This is a genomic window from Vibrio sp. dhg (assembly GCF_003443775.1).
Taxonomy (GTDB): Bacteria; Pseudomonadota; Gammaproteobacteria; order Enterobacterales; family Vibrionaceae; genus Vibrio; species Vibrio natriegens.
On record NZ_CP028944.1, the window covers coordinates 1,579,512 to 1,593,389 of the forward strand.

Here is a 13,878-nt window from a genome sequence, read left to right on the forward strand (position 1 = left end):
AGTTTTGCACTCCTTTAGCGACAAACTCAACGTGCCTTTTGTGGGAGCAAATCCAATTAAAAGGTGTGTACATGTTAATTCATCAATTAGAAAAAAGTACTTTCTCAGAGTCGGTTGTCCGGCATGCTTTGTATTGGATGTCGCCTTTAACCACCTGGAAGCTAGCAGATGAAGACACACGGTGGACCGTCCATTTTTCTTCCCAAGATGAGGATATCATTCTGGAATTCGAACGCCTGTTGAATGACTATCTGCTTCGAGAAAAATTATCAAAAAAAACCAGTAGTTATCTGGAGGGTATTTCCGCAGCTGTTCTTAGCTCCGTTGAGAAGAAGCTATCGAAATGAACGTACTCCCTTTTAACTTCGAGTTTCTTGACTCTGATATTGCGTTATTAACGAATCAGGCCGGGTTTCATGCGTACTTAAGCAGAATGGAACTCAATTCGCTGATAGATAAAAACTCCACCGATGATGCTGTCATCGATGAGTTGCTTGAAAGAAAGCTCTTTATTTGTGATGACGAATACAAATCTGCTTCGGTTGGCTCTCTCGCTTCGGGTATGTCAAAACGCTTAATGTCGGCGCTCAACTTCAATCCCATATTTATGATTGTGCCAACGCTAAGATGTGATCACACATGCCATTATTGCCAGGTGAGCCGAGCCTCTGTCAAAGCAAGTAACTACGATCTAGATCCAGACTTGATTCCCCTTTTGCTCCAAAGAATCCGTTCCCTCGGAAATGCTCCATACAAGCTGGAAATTCAGGGGGGCGAGCCTCTTTTAAGGTTTGATCTCGTTCAAAAGATCTATCAGGAGGCGGTTTCTAACCTGGGTGTCGACCAGTTTGAGATAGTAATTGCAACGAGCCTTTCTCTACTGAACGATGACGTTTTGACATGGAGTGAAGACAAACCTATTAATTTCTCAACTTCACTCGATGGAGGGGCGTTCACACATAACTCCAATCGAGTATTGAAGGGTGGAAATTCCTTTGAACTGGTGAAACAAGGCGTTGAAAAAATTAGACGTAGGTTAGGTCCGGATAGAGTTGCTACCGTTACCACCGTAACCGAGGCGTTGTTGCAAAAGCCTGAAGATATCGTCGATGCGCATAGTGATCTTGGATTTTCCGACATGTTTGTTCGCCCGATAAGCCCTTACGGTTTTGCCAATAAAGGGAATGCAAAGACGTACGATATTAAGGCGTTCATGGCTTTTTATGAACAACTCTTGAAGGTCTTAAACCGAAAGCGACTCGCGGGGGAAAGAATCATCGAACATTCTGCATTGATTCACCTTAGAAGAATATTTGATGCGGATTACAGTGGATACGCAGACCTAAAATCCCCGAGCGGCCTAATCCTAAACTGTATCATGTTCAATTATGATGGTCGTATATATGGAAGCGATGAGGCTCGGATGCTTCAAAAGACCAACCCCGATATCGATTTTTCACTTGGAACCATTCAAGAGCCAGTCATCGAGTCAAACAGTCTGTACAAATCAATATTGTCTCAGTCTTTTATTTCTGTTCATCCGGGATGTGCCTCCTGTGCATACCAACCGTTTTGTGGCTCAGACCCTTGTCAAAACATTAGTGTTTTTGGAGAGCCAATCGGCGATAAGAGCCTTTCTCGATTTTGTCAGTATCACAAAGCAATGTTCACATTAATTCTTAAGCATCTATACGCAGAAGACGGCATTGGTGAGATGCTTAAGGAGTGGTTACATGAGTAACGTCATTCGACCCGATACATTCTCGTTGGAAGAGGACGGATTTTCGACCTCTGGTTTTTATCAAATCCGCAAAGATAAAGGAACGAGCGACAGTCGTTACTTAGAACAGGTCTTCCTTGCAAAGGAGCAACAAGCGCACCTGAATTCTGCTAGTGACGATTTTGTTGGTGTTATCACTCATGCGACATTACATAATTCTGTAGATGATGGTGATGTGGTTAACATAAACCAGTTTGGACAGTTGCGGGTTATTTTGTCGCGAAGAGCCAATCACAACACACTGCTTGTAACCGAGCGCTGCAATAACCTTTGCTTATTTTGTTCGCAACCTCCACGAGAGGAAAGGGATGACTGGTTGTTGTCATACGGAGCGCTCGCTCTAGCCGCATTTGGGTTTGATGGTGATGTTGGTATTAGTGGTGGGGAGCCACTATTGTACGGTGATGCTTTTATCAAATTTCTGGAGTTTGTCTCAGACCATGCTCCCAACACTCGTTTACATGTCCTGACCAATGGGCGGGCATTTTCAGATTCAGAATTTACTGGACAGCTGGCTTTGATGGCTAGTCGCCTCGATATCACCTTCGGTATTCCTCTCTATTCGGTGAGAGGCCGAATTCATGATCATCTAGTTGGAAGAGATGGCGCGTTTTCACAAACGGTCGTTGGGATGATTAACGCTGGAAACTCAGGCATTAAGATGGAAGTGCGCTTCATTCCGACTCAACACAACGCTAGCGAGTTACCACAAGTTGCCGAATACGTTGCTCGTGTTTTTTCTGGTGTTGTGCAGTTGTCGATAATGAACCTGGAAGCGACTGGTTGGGCTAAAAGAAACTGGTCAGCGCTAAAGTGTGCTCCAGAAGATTATGAAGACGCCCTGATAAAGGGCCTGTTGACTGCTGAAATGGCCGGGTTAAATCCGACGCTGTTTAATTTTCCACTTTGTCATTTACCTTCTTCAATCAGGTCGTACGCTGTCAAATCTATATCAGACTGGAAGAACTACTACCCTAGTGAGTGTTCAGATTGCCAGTTAAAAGACAGTTGTGGAGGTTATTTTTCATCGTCTCGTGGAAAGTATCATGCATCACCAAGGAGAATAATATGAAAAGGAATTTCAATCTAGCTGCCTTACTACCAGGTTTCTTCGCGTTAAACTCAGGTGCCAACGCAGGTACTGCAGCACCGGAGGAGCTCGATGTTAAAGATGAATTGTTACTCGACAAGGTTGTGTTAGCGCCACTAAATGAGGCTATTCCCCTATACATCGCTGCGCATCGGAGCCACAGTAGCCACAGAAGTCATAGTTCCCATCGGTCGTCCGCGGGGTCGACCTATAGTGCTCCAGTTAAAAAGCAAAAATCCCAACCTCTTACTCAACCTTCTACCCCGAGTTATACAGCGCCTGCAACCAAACGACCAGTATCTACTGCAGAGGAATTAGAAAAACGTAAGGAGCTTATCATCCGCGTTCAGTTCGCACTCTATACAAGTGGTTACTACAAGGGAATCATAGATGGGATTATGGGCAAGCAAACTCGTAAAGCATTAAATGCCTATCGAGTGGACAACAATATACCTGTTTCGCAAACCCTTGATACGGTGACATTGAATTCACTAGGGATTATTGCGCGATGAAGCGTGTTTTTTACTTCATTATTTCACTGTGTTGTATCGCCTGGATAGGAATCTATGTGGTTTCACCCGTGTTTGCATACTTCTATTATAAAAATCAGTTTATGGAGCAAACCGCTGAGTGTTCTCTGGCGATGGATGAGACTTGGTATATTGAGCAATTGGAATCAAACACATTGAACCAAACAGCAAAAGTACATTTATTGGCGTGCCACGAATATGACAAAACTCGGAAGATCATGCTTGCAATGCGAGTACCAGAGTCTGTACTTGGTTACCTTGGACTGGAGGCAATAGAGCTGCACCAACGCTCTATTGAACCATTGATAGAGCAACATAGGTTTAGGGAGAGGTAAATGTGAAAGCCTGGCTTCTTGTTATGTTTGCGTCATTCCAGGTTAGCGCCATGTCTCTGGATGAGACATTAAGGGTGGCTATTCAAGCGTTTGAGCTTGAAGGGAATGTTTGTTCAAAGCCGTTGGTGAAAGAACCTTCGTATTTGGCAGATGTGGGCAAAGTGGTTTTTGAACGTCCTGTGTTGAGTGGGGATAAGGACACTGCTTGTGCTAATTGCCATCTTGATAACAAGGCACTCACTGATGGGCTACCTTTAGCGATTGGTGTTGGAGGGATAGGTGAAGGTGAGGAGAGGTTAGCTAGTGATGGCGCAGTTGTGCCGCGTAACGCTTTTACTCTTTTTGCTCGGGGTGATAGCCGATTCAATACGTTCTTTTGGGATGGTAAGGTTCAAGCTATTGACGGAAAGATTTTTTCACCCGTTGGCGAGGGGAGCTCGTTGGGCTTTGATTCTGCGCTCGCTGTTGCGGCAGTTTTACCACTGTTGGCTCGTGACGAGTTTCTCGGGACCAGTAAACGATTCAATACCAATCGGCATGTCGACCTAGTTGAGTCACAATACTATGCTGACAAGGTGCCTGCTCAAAATACCTTCATTCAAGAAAGGCTACTCGAAAAAAATGATCCTGATGTTCGAATGCTGCTGGCCGCAATGGAATCTGCCAACATACCTCAGGCAGACCTGACGTTACCTTTGGTTGGTAATGCATTGGCAAGCTTCATAAGGCAGAAGGTCAGTGAGGAGTGTACGCCTTCAGCTTGGGAACAATACATAAATGGCGATACGTCTGCATTGTCAGAAGTGCAAAAACGCGGTGCCATACTTTTTTATGGTAAGGCGCGTTGTGCTTCTTGTCATTCTGGGGACTTAATGAGTGATATGTCGTTTCATTCAATTGGTGTTCCTCAGGGAAATCAAGGCCCCCACATGTTTGGACAAGATTTTGGTCGAGCACTGGTTACTCTGGACAACAGTGATAGATATGCTTTTAGAACGCCTTCATTGGTAGCGGTATCTAAAACGGCTCCATATGGACATAATGGTATTTTTCCTACATTGAAAGGGGTGGTTAAGCATCATATCAGTCCCATTTTCTACTATCGGGATCCGACAGTCTCCGATCAAATGATTCTCGATAATAATGAATCGCTGGACAGACGCAGTGACATGCTACGCTGGATTAGAGTGGATGAAAGTGAGCTTAGTCAGTTGCTGACATTTCTGGATGCCCTGTAGAGCTAGGTTGTTATAGGAATTACTTGCTTGGTGTAAATGATAGGAACTGCTAACGCTTAACTCCAGAATGCAAAGGTTTTTAGGAGGGCGGCATCTGGTAACAGGTGTTGCCTATCCGACAGAATTGTTTCATTCGGCACCTTCTAGCACGAAAGTGTCCCATTCCTTCTCAGCGCGAATGTTCACTCACAATATGTGATTGTACGTTTGCCTTACCTGTAGTTATCCGAGGGAGTGTCCAAGTAAGCTTTTTAAAAATTATGCGTCGGTCATTTTGCATTCTAACACCCAATACCTCTCATTAACATGTAACATGTTGATTATCAATCGAACTGTGATAGAAAAGGCTGCATGATAGGATTGTGAAAAGAGGCTAAAAGCCGTATAAAAAGCGTTATGAGTTCCTAATAAACTTCAAATAAAGGGATATAGGTGATATGGCAAATGACGTAACTTTCCATGAGTGTATGCATTGCAAAGGAACAGGAACTTGCACATCAGGGAAAGATGGAGGTTCATGTGCAATTTGTGCAAGGCGTAATTTTATTCTCAAACATACTCCAGCTTATGGGTTAGTTTGTTCAGTATGCAAAGGACATTGCAATGTAGAGCCAATGTCTTCAAGGTTAAAGAACCGTACTGGTCCAATCATTGCTCTATACATAATATCAACAGCGATAATGATGACTGTAGTAGGCAGCAAAGAACACTTCTCTGAAGTTTTGGCGTTTGTAGGTACATTAACTGGTGCTGTGACAGGCTTCTATTTCAGTGGAAAACGAAACTCATAACAATCTGTTTAAGAGTGATTCGCAACACTTGGCATTTTTACTATGCGTTGCGTTTAGTGTTTAAGGTGGTATGCGGGAGCTTCGGTATTGCGTTGCTCACACCTTAACAGGGCGTTATATACCTAGGGAGAATAAAGGTGAAAAATAAAATAAAGTTAGTTTACTCATTGTTATTGTTAGTAGTTCTTACAGGCTGTGCATCTACGTTGAAAACGCAAGATCTTAAGGACGTTGAAACCGTCGGGGTAGTTAACGAGTTTCCTGAATATCCTAACTTTGTAACGACTGGTACAACGATATTTAACAACGATTATGATGCAGTTAAAGATAGTTCTTTCTCTGATTTACTTGTTAAAACGGTCAAAGACTATGTAGAGGCAAAAGGGATGGCGGTTAAGCTTATCTCGGAGTCAGAAATCGGTGATGTTGATATGGCTATAAAGCTTGTACCTAGAGATATTTATGGTGTATCGAATACTTTCGGCTATGGTGTCCATCAACAATCAATCTTTGGTAAACGAATGGGTGCAATAACATATGTATCGTTAAATGTTGTTCCATATATTGATGGCGACAGCAAATGCAGTACGTGTTACTTAAAAGGGGTTAAGGTTCTCGACATCGAAGAGCTTCCCGCGCAGTTCTCACTTTTATCTCAAGATGAACAAGCGCATGTAAAAGATAGTCTTGATAACAATATCCAAGAAACACTGACTAAAATTTTAGTCGATAGCGGTATATAACAAACTGTTTAAGAGTGATTCGCAACGCGTGGCATTTTTACTATGCGTTGCGTTTAGTGTTTAAGGCGCTCTGCGAGGCTTCTGCATTGCGTTGCTCACACCTTAACAGGGCTACATGGATTCCCCCGGTTGTCAAACATCCGCTAAACTTCAAGTGATGGGTTTTGGACTGCCGCTCTACATTCGGTCTTTATATCAACGATTCGCATACGTTGTGACCCTGATGACTTTGCGCGACTGCGGTGCCTTATTCGTTAGATGACATTTGGTATGTCCGCCGCATTAACAGGCTCTCCGCAAGTGGTCTTAACCTATCTCCATCCATTGCGTCTGCAGTGACCCGGTGGGTGTGTTCTCGTTACGCTGCTTGAGTTAGTGTTAACTTAAGCAGCGTAATTCTCGTATTCCGTTTGGTTGTGCAGTAGTGACCAGATGATTCGGGCATTCTTTGCAGCCAGAGCCACGATGGCTCGGTTCATGCCCCGACGTTCAAGAATGCTGCGGCACCACTGACTCAACCTATCTTGTTTATCTCCCAAGTTGGCCATAACCGTTCGGGCACCATGAACGAGCAAAGTTCGTAGATATTTATCACCGTGCTTGGTTTACGGTTTACCGCCAGTTGAGAACTGTTTTGGGACTAACCCTAGCCAAGCGGAGAAGTCTCGGCTCTTGTCGAACTGAGTGCCATTCCCTATCGACGCTAGTATCGCCGTAGCGGTTTGAGGGCCAATGCCTCTCACCTTCATAATCCGCTGAACATTGTCACTGACTTTAGCAAAAGCATCGAAGACCTGTTCTGTGTCAGCAATACGTTGGTTTAAAGCTTCAAGATGATGGTAAGCGTCAGCAATAACCGTCCTAGCTATATGAGGTAGTTCGTTTTCGGCGTCTTCGAGCATGAGGGGAACTTGCTTCATCAGTGATGAGCGTCCAACAGGTATGATTAGTCCGAATTCGGAAAGCAGTGCTCGGATACGATTCATTAAAGCAGTTCGTTCACGAACCCAATGTTCTCTCATACGGTGCACCGACAGTATGGCTTGTTGCTCAGGGGATTTTACGGGTACGAAGCGGGTAGATGAATGTTGTACAGCTTGGCAAATAGCAATCGCATCATTGAGGTCATTTTTACCTTTTGTACGGTGTGGGACGACATACTTAACCGCCATGATGCGAGCATCATGGCCAAGCCCATTAAGTGTCCTTGCCCAGTAATGCGCTCCACCGCACGCTTCTAAGCCTATACGCATAGGTGGCATATTTGCTAATGTAGGCAGTAGTTTAGAGCGGGTAACGGATTTATGCAGGATGACTTTACCTTGCGAGTTTACGACATGAATACTGAAGTGATTTTTAGCTAAGTCGATACCGCCAAAATAAGAATAATCAGACATGGTGCCTCCAGTGCAAATAAGTACCACATAAGTGTGGTCGATCCTCGGGAGGGGGAATCCATGTCATTCGTTATGCATAAAGAGGAAATATGTCAGATATAGCTAATGCAATAAATAGTCTTGCGGAACCGAGATTAATTGACTGGGCAACGCTTATCGTGGCTGCCGCATCATTGATAGTTGCATGTTTCGCAGCCAAGTTTTCACTTGAGCAGAAGCAGATATCGAGTAGAGCGGAGCGTGCTAAGGTATTAGAAGACCTATTTGATATTTTACACATTCTTAAACACTATGATGGTGAAAATATAGATAGTGATCTGTTAGATAAGACTTTTAAAAGGTTACAAAAAATCAAGCTTACTAGTACGGAGCTTTTTTCTGAGGAAGCAACTGAATTTGTAACAGAAGTAATGGAAAAAATGCATGCTATGGGTACCAAAAGTGCACTGTATAAAAATGGTATACCAAATTTGTTTTTTCAGATAATTGAGTCAAGTGGCATTGAGGTTGAACTTCCTAATTTAGAAGAAAAAAATCGCACGGTTTACAACGAATATCGCTATTTTTTCTTCAAAGGGGCATTTGATAAATTTCAGAAGCTGTTTGCAGAATATGCATAACAAGTGTTTAAGGTTTCAAGATACTTTTTCTAATCTGAGATATGCGACTTACCAGATTTCTCGTAACATGCTTCTGTCCAGAAGCTTGCTAGAGATTGATCAGACTTTATTGTCATTTCCACAGTGATTCTGGTAGCAATGCTCCTTAAAAATGATCAAACTTTAGCTTTTTATAGTCTACGAATCGCTTGAAAAGGCACGTTTCCGATCAAAGTTTATTGTCCTCCGACAAACGTTGTTGGTCTGTTCCTGAATGGAACTGGTAGGAATTGCCTTGGATCACCAGAAACAATATGGATCTCGCAAGAAGTGGAAAGAGGCCGCCGATTATAGCTGCCTCATAGGCTACTGACTTCGTTGCCGAATTTAGTTTAAGAGTAATGGTATCTAAATAGCCTGTTTTTAAACAATATACTGAGTTTCGAGCATACCTAGCCTTGTAAGTTTTTTAACACGTTAATCGTGACGTCCCCACAACTTGTGCGTTGTAACTACGAAGAGTCAGCGGTGCTCCGAGTAGTTGCTTCAAACGACACTTGGCAGTTTCAGACAGTTAACCCTAGTGGTAACGATTACAATATTCGTGGCGATTTTTGGATGCTATGTAAGTTATATTTTGTCATTTGCGTGTGATTACTGTTAAATTCTCGTGAATTAGTCTGGTTGTGCCCATTTTTTTTACAAAAAACTTAAAATTTTTCTTTTTATTTTATGGTAACGTTTACACTAATTTGAGTTTGATCACGGACCTGAATCGGTGTTGGTTGATAGACTTTTAACCATTGAAGAATTGGGCGTATCGACTTGGTGTGAATAACGCAGGCTCAGTGAGCATCAGGTCCGGTACCGAGCAGGAAGCAGCAACAGCGGAGAAGCAAAAGTGAGAGTACTTGTCACAGGTGGTATGGGTTACATCGGCAGTCACACATGCGTTCAGATGATTGAGGCGGGCATGGAGCCCATCATTGTCGATAACTTGTGTAACGCCAAAACAGAAGTATTGAGCCGTATTGAAGCGCTAACTGGCAAACAGCCAACTTTTTATCAAGGCGATATTCGTGATGAAGCGTTTTTGAATTCGGTATTCGCTGAGCATGATATCCAAGCGGTCATTCACTTTGCAGGTCTAAAAGCGGTAGGTGAGTCAGTCGTCAAGCCATTGGAATATTACGATAACAATGTCAATGGCTCATTGGTGTTGGCGCGTAGTATGCGTAAAGCGGGTGTGAAGAGCATCGTATTCAGTTCCTCTGCAACCGTCTACGGCGATCCAGAAATCGTTCCGATCACAGAAGACTCACCAACAGGTGCAACCACTAACCCATACGGTCGTAGTAAATACATGGTGGAAGCGTGTTTGAGTGATTTGTTCAATGCTGAAAGCGATTGGAGCATCACTTTACTGCGCTACTTTAATCCTGTTGGCGCGCATCCATCAGGCACCATGGGCGAAGACCCGCAAGGCATTCCAAACAACTTGATGCCGTTTATTGCACAAGTCGCGGTTGGTCGTCGTGAAAAGCTCTCCGTATTTGGTAACGACTACCCAACGCCGGACGGTACAGGTGTGCGTGATTACGTCCATGTAATGGACCTGGCTGATGGCCACATTGCGGCACTGAAAGCTGTGGGGCAGAAAGCGGGCTTGCACACATACAATCTAGGGACTGGTAAAGGTTCTAGCGTACTTGAAATGGTGGAAGCTTTCGGTGCCGCCTGCGGTAAACCTGTGCCTTACGAATTGTGCCCGCGTCGTCCAGGTGATATCGCCGAATGTTGGGCGAGCACAGACAAGGCAGAGCGTGAGCTTGGTTGGAAAGCAACACGCAGCGTTGCTGAAATGACTGCCGATACTTGGAATTGGCAATCTAACAACCCACAAGGTTACTAATTTTCATCCGGTGCAGTGCGTCGGACTAGTAAGAAGAATAAGTTGAGTAAGTAAAATGTCGAACGTTGAATTTAACCCAGTGGATCACCCACACCGCCGTTACAACCCACTAACGGGTCAATGGATTTTAGTTTCACCACACCGTGCAAAACGTCCTTGGAGTGGGGCGGATGAGAAAGCTGCGATTGATGAGCTACCAAGCTACGATGAGAAATGTTTCCTGTGTCCGACAAATGAGCGTATCTCTGGCGATGTTAACCCAGATTATCAGGGGACTTACGTGTTCAATAACGATTTTGCTGCTCTGATGGTGGATTCGCCAGATGCACCAGAATCAGACAACCCACTATTTAAAACCCAAGGTGTACGCGGTTTGAGCCGAGTGATTTGTTTCTCTCCTGACCACAGCAAAACCTTACCTGAACTACCGGTAGACAAAATCCGTGGCGTGATTGATACGTGGAACGAGCAAATTGAAGAGCTAGGTAAAGAGTACGTTTGGGTTCAAGCGTTTGAGAATAAGGGTGAAACCATGGGCTGTTCTCAGCCTCACCCACACGGTCAAATCTGGGCGAACAGTTTCTTACCAAATGAGATTGAACGCAAAGAGCAAAACCTAAAGGCTTACTACCAGGAACACGGTAGCAATCTGCTGGTGGATTACGTACAAGCTGAGCTAAAAGATGGCTCCCGTGTCGTCGTTGAAACCGAGTATTGGTTGGCGGTTGTCCCTTACTGGGCGGCGTGGCCATTCGAAACCATGCTGTTACCGAAAACACACATCCGCCGTATGAGTGAGTTAAACAATGAGCAGCGTGACGACTTGGCGGTAGCAATTAAAAAGCTGACCAGTCGTTATGACAATTTATTCCAATGTTCTTTCCCTTACTCAATGGGTTGGCACTACGCCCCTTTCTTTGAAGAGGGCACAGACATCGACCATTGGCAGCTTCACGCACTGTTCTACCCGCCTCTTTTACGTAGCGCGACAGTTCGTAAGTTTATGGTGGGTTACGAAATGCTGGCCGAAAGTCAACGCGACTTAACCGCAGAGCAAGCTGCGCAGCGTCTACGTGATCTTAGTGACTTGCACTACAAAGAACAATAAGCCCTCAAATTTAGGCTGATAACGAACAACGGGATAGCGCGACGATATAGATAAAAAGTTAGGCTCAGCGCGTTATCCCAACATTAACTTTAAGTTTTAAGAGTACGTCCCTATGTCTGATTTAATCCAAAATGTGAAAGCGTCTTTTGAGAACGTGTTGGGCTATGCGCCAAGCCACATTATCCAAGCGCCTGGTCGTGTAAACTTGATTGGTGAACACACCGACTACAACGATGGTTTTGTACTGCCATGTGCAATCAACTATCAAACAGTTGTTGCGGCAGCAAAGCGTGAAGACAACTTAGTACGCGTAATATCGGTTGATTACGCCAACGCGATTGATGAATTCGATATCACTCAAGAAATCACATTCCAAGAAGACAAAATGTGGGCGAACTACATTCGCGGTGTCGTGAAGTGTCTGTTGGCTCGTGGCTACCAGTTTACCGGTGCTGATATCTCTGTCAGCGGCAATGTTCCTCAAGGTGCGGGGTTGAGCTCATCAGCGGCACTGGAAGTCGTGATTGGTCAGACGTTCAAAGTGCTCTTCAACCTGGAAATAAGCCAGGCGGAAATCGCATTAAATGGTCAGCAAGCCGAGAACGAATTTGTTGGTTGTAACTGCGGCATCATGGATCAAATGATTTCGGCAGAAGGCCGTGAAAACCACGCCATGTTATTGGACTGCCGCAGTCTGGAAACAGAAGCCGTTTCTATGCCTGAGGACATGGCAGTCGTGATCATTAACTCGAATAAAAAACGTGGCTTGGTAGACAGCGAATACAACACTCGTCGTGAACAGTGTGAAGAAGCGGCGCGCATCTTTGGTGTTAAAGCTCTGCGTGATGTCACCATTGAGCTGTTCAACGAGAAAGTCTCTGAGTTGGATGAAATGGTGGCAAAACGTGCGCGTCATGTGATCACCGAAAACGACCGCACAGTCGAAGCGGCAAAAGCGCTCCGTTCGCATGATATTAAACGCATGAGTGAACTGATGGCTCAGTCGCATGCATCAATGCGTGATGATTTCGAAATTACCGTCAAAGAAATCGACGTCCTGGTTGAGATAGTGAAAGAGGTAATTGGCGAAGAAGGAGGCGTGCGCATGACCGGCGGTGGCTTCGGTGGCTGTATCGTCTCTCTCGTTCCACCTGCATTGGTGGATAAGGTGAAATCGACGGTAGAAGCTAAATATCAAGCTGCGACAGGTTTAAAAGCGTCGATTTATGTGTGCAAAGCCAAAGATGGAGCTGGTCTGGTTGAAGCGTTGTAAGGGCAGGCGATGAAAGCATATTTTGAACAATTAGAACAAGCGATGATGCAAACGCCATCGTTTGACGGTCAAGCGGCGAATCTGCTCCACCTTACTAATGCGAATGGTATGACGGCATCGTTTATGGATATTGGTGCGACTTGGTTGAGTTGCACGTTGCCGTTAGATGGTGAACACCGTGAAGTGCTATTGCGCTCGCCAAGTATGGCAGAACACATGAAGCAAGACGCCTATTTTGGTGCTATCGTCGGTCGTTTTGCCAACCGTATTGCAAACGGTCAATTTGCGATCGATGGAGAGCATTATCAACTTGGTGTTAATAATGGTGAAAACTCGCTCCACGGTGGCTTAGATGGGTTCGATAAACGCCGCTGGAAGATAGCGGAACAAAGTGATCGACAAGTTGTTTTTACGCTTCGATCGCCTGATGGTGACCAAGGTTATCCTGGCAATCTCGATGTCAAAGTCACATACACGTTAACCGATGAAAATGAACTCGTTATTGCCTATGAAGCGAATACCGATAAAACCTCTCCGGTGAATTTAACTAACCACGCTTACTTTAACTTGGCGGGCGAGGCGAGCAACGCGAAAAGTTTGGACCATACGTTGCAGCTTAGTGCAGAGCATTACTTGCCAACGGATGCGGGTTTAATTCCTACGGGTGAACAAAAACCTGTCTCTGGTACCAGTTTTGATTTCACTGAGCCAAAACTTATTGGCCAGGCATTTCTTAGCGAGCAGGATCAGAAAAACGCGGGTGGCTACGATCACGCCTTTGTGTTCAAGCCTGAAGTGACCGATTGTGTGTCTGTTGCCGCGGTTCTTATTGCACCGAAAGAAGATGTGGTGATGAAGGTCAAAACCACTAAACCAGCCATCCAGTTCTATTCAGGAAACTTTTTAGCAGGTGCGCCGGGCGCAAGTAAAACTTACGCGCTTTATGACGGCCTTGCATTGGAAACGCAATACTTTCCTGATGGACCAAATAAACCAGAATGGGGACTCAACATGGGGACGTTGAGCTCAGGGGATTGCTATCAGCATCGAACCGTGTATCAGTTTGAATTTTAGATAGCATT

Annotated in this window: 13 protein-coding genes and 2 pseudogenes; 13 read left to right on the plus strand and 2 right to left on the minus strand. The window is 44.6% G+C overall.

Features of this window, described 5'->3' with window-relative positions; genetic code table 11:
* The first annotated feature begins 71 nt into the window (after positions 1–71).
* From hxsD to DBX26_RS22780, 8 genes are all read left to right on the plus strand, one after another.
* The gene (gene hxsD, locus DBX26_RS22745) at positions 72–347 is read left to right on the plus strand and encodes a His-Xaa-Ser system protein HxsD (protein ID WP_025559343.1); all 276 of its coding nucleotides are present in this window, start codon (positions 72–74) and stop codon (positions 345–347) included.
* Positions 344–1,741, plus strand: a complete 1,398-nt coding sequence (gene hxsB, locus DBX26_RS22750) for a His-Xaa-Ser system radical SAM maturase HxsB (protein ID WP_118120987.1) — start codon at positions 344–346, stop codon at positions 1,739–1,741. Before hxsD ends, hxsB begins: the two co-directional genes overlap by 4 nt.
* Positions 1,734–2,852 carry a His-Xaa-Ser system radical SAM maturase HxsC gene (gene hxsC, locus DBX26_RS22755; RefSeq protein ID WP_005457560.1) on the plus strand — a complete coding sequence of 373 codons (1,119 nt, stop codon included), beginning with the start codon at positions 1,734–1,736 and terminating at the stop codon, positions 2,850–2,852. The genes hxsB and hxsC overlap by 8 nt, the downstream gene beginning before the upstream one ends.
* Positions 2,849–3,382, plus strand: coding sequence for a His-Xaa-Ser repeat protein HxsA (gene hxsA, locus DBX26_RS22760; RefSeq protein ID WP_011106271.1), 534 nt, complete (start codon positions 2,849–2,851; stop codon positions 3,380–3,382). The genes hxsC and hxsA overlap by 4 nt, the downstream gene beginning before the upstream one ends.
* Positions 3,379–3,735: a TIGR03982 family His-Xaa-Ser system protein gene (locus DBX26_RS22765; RefSeq protein WP_011106272.1), complete on the plus strand. Its 357-nt coding sequence runs from the start codon at positions 3,379–3,381 to the stop codon at positions 3,733–3,735. Before hxsA ends, DBX26_RS22765 begins: the two co-directional genes overlap by 4 nt.
* 2 nt (positions 3,736–3,737) lie before the next feature.
* A complete protein-coding gene (locus DBX26_RS22770; protein ID WP_005457553.1) occupies positions 3,738–4,973 on the plus strand; it encodes a His-Xaa-Ser system-associated MauG-like protein in 1,236 nt (411 codons plus the stop codon).
* 614 nt (positions 4,974–5,587) lie between these two features.
* Positions 5,588–5,764, plus strand: a complete 177-nt coding sequence (locus tag DBX26_RS25545) for a hypothetical protein (RefSeq protein ID WP_155394588.1) — start codon at positions 5,588–5,590, stop codon at positions 5,762–5,764.
* Between the two features lie 137 nt (positions 5,765–5,901).
* Positions 5,902–6,507, plus strand: a complete 606-nt coding sequence (locus DBX26_RS22780) for a hypothetical protein (protein WP_118120989.1) — start codon at positions 5,902–5,904, stop codon at positions 6,505–6,507.
* Between the two features lie 383 nt (positions 6,508–6,890).
* Here the strand turns inward: DBX26_RS22780 and DBX26_RS22795 are convergent.
* Positions 6,891–7,904, minus strand: a pseudogene (locus tag DBX26_RS22795) (IS110 family transposase).
* A gap of 89 nt (positions 7,905–7,993) precedes the next feature.
* Between DBX26_RS22795 and DBX26_RS22800 the strand changes: the two are divergent.
* The gene (locus DBX26_RS22800) at positions 7,994–8,524 is read left to right on the plus strand and encodes a hypothetical protein (RefSeq protein ID WP_118120990.1); all 531 of its coding nucleotides are present in this window, start codon (positions 7,994–7,996) and stop codon (positions 8,522–8,524) included.
* 402 nt (positions 8,525–8,926) lie between these two features.
* Here DBX26_RS22800 and DBX26_RS25680 read toward each other — a convergent pair.
* Positions 8,927–9,077: pseudogene (locus DBX26_RS25680) on the minus strand (IS5/IS1182 family transposase); the annotation flags it as partial.
* Between the two features lie 327 nt (positions 9,078–9,404).
* On the opposite strand from DBX26_RS25680, the gene galE reads away from it, so the two are divergent.
* From galE to galM, 4 genes are all read left to right on the plus strand, one after another.
* A complete protein-coding gene (gene galE, locus DBX26_RS22805; protein WP_118120991.1) occupies positions 9,405–10,415 on the plus strand; it encodes a UDP-glucose 4-epimerase GalE in 1,011 nt (336 codons plus the stop codon).
* Positions 10,416–10,470: 55 nt separating this feature from the next.
* Positions 10,471–11,523: a UDP-glucose--hexose-1-phosphate uridylyltransferase gene (locus DBX26_RS22810; RefSeq protein WP_118120992.1), complete on the plus strand. Its 1,053-nt coding sequence runs from the start codon at positions 10,471–10,473 to the stop codon at positions 11,521–11,523.
* Positions 11,524–11,635: 112 nt separating this feature from the next.
* On the plus strand, positions 11,636–12,796 hold the full coding sequence (gene galK / locus DBX26_RS22815; protein WP_118120993.1) for a galactokinase: 1,161 nt from the start codon (positions 11,636–11,638) through the stop codon (positions 12,794–12,796).
* Between the two features lie 9 nt (positions 12,797–12,805).
* Positions 12,806–13,870, plus strand: a complete 1,065-nt coding sequence (galM, locus tag DBX26_RS22820; protein ID WP_162889759.1) for a galactose-1-epimerase — start codon at positions 12,806–12,808, stop codon at positions 13,868–13,870.
* The last annotated feature ends 8 nt before the right edge of the window (positions 13,871–13,878 follow it).

Bases quoted from the DNA above. Each gene is read 5' to 3' on its own strand.
- hxsA (WP_011106271.1), top strand. From the start codon at position 2,849: ATGAAAAGGAATTTCAATCTAGCTGCCTTACTACCAGGTTTCTTCGCG.
- DBX26_RS22765 (WP_011106272.1), top strand. From the start codon at position 3,379: ATGAAGCGTGTTTTTTACTTCATTATTTCACTGTGTTGTATCGCCTGG.
- galK (WP_118120993.1), top strand. From the start codon at position 11,636: ATGTCTGATTTAATCCAAAATGTGAAAGCGTCTTTTGAGAACGTGTTG.
- galM (WP_162889759.1), top strand. From the start codon at position 12,806: ATGAAAGCATATTTTGAACAATTAGAACAAGCGATGATGCAAACGCCA.
- DBX26_RS22810 (WP_118120992.1), top strand. From the start codon at position 10,471: ATGTCGAACGTTGAATTTAACCCAGTGGATCACCCACACCGCCGTTAC.
- hxsB (WP_118120987.1), top strand. From the start codon at position 344: ATGAACGTACTCCCTTTTAACTTCGAGTTTCTTGACTCTGATATTGCG.
- DBX26_RS25545 (WP_155394588.1), top strand. From the start codon at position 5,588: ATGTCTTCAAGGTTAAAGAACCGTACTGGTCCAATCATTGCTCTATAC.
- DBX26_RS22800 (WP_118120990.1), top strand. From the start codon at position 7,994: ATGTCAGATATAGCTAATGCAATAAATAGTCTTGCGGAACCGAGATTA.
- hxsD (WP_025559343.1), top strand. From the start codon at position 72: ATGTTAATTCATCAATTAGAAAAAAGTACTTTCTCAGAGTCGGTTGTC.
- hxsC (WP_005457560.1), top strand. From the start codon at position 1,734: ATGAGTAACGTCATTCGACCCGATACATTCTCGTTGGAAGAGGACGGA.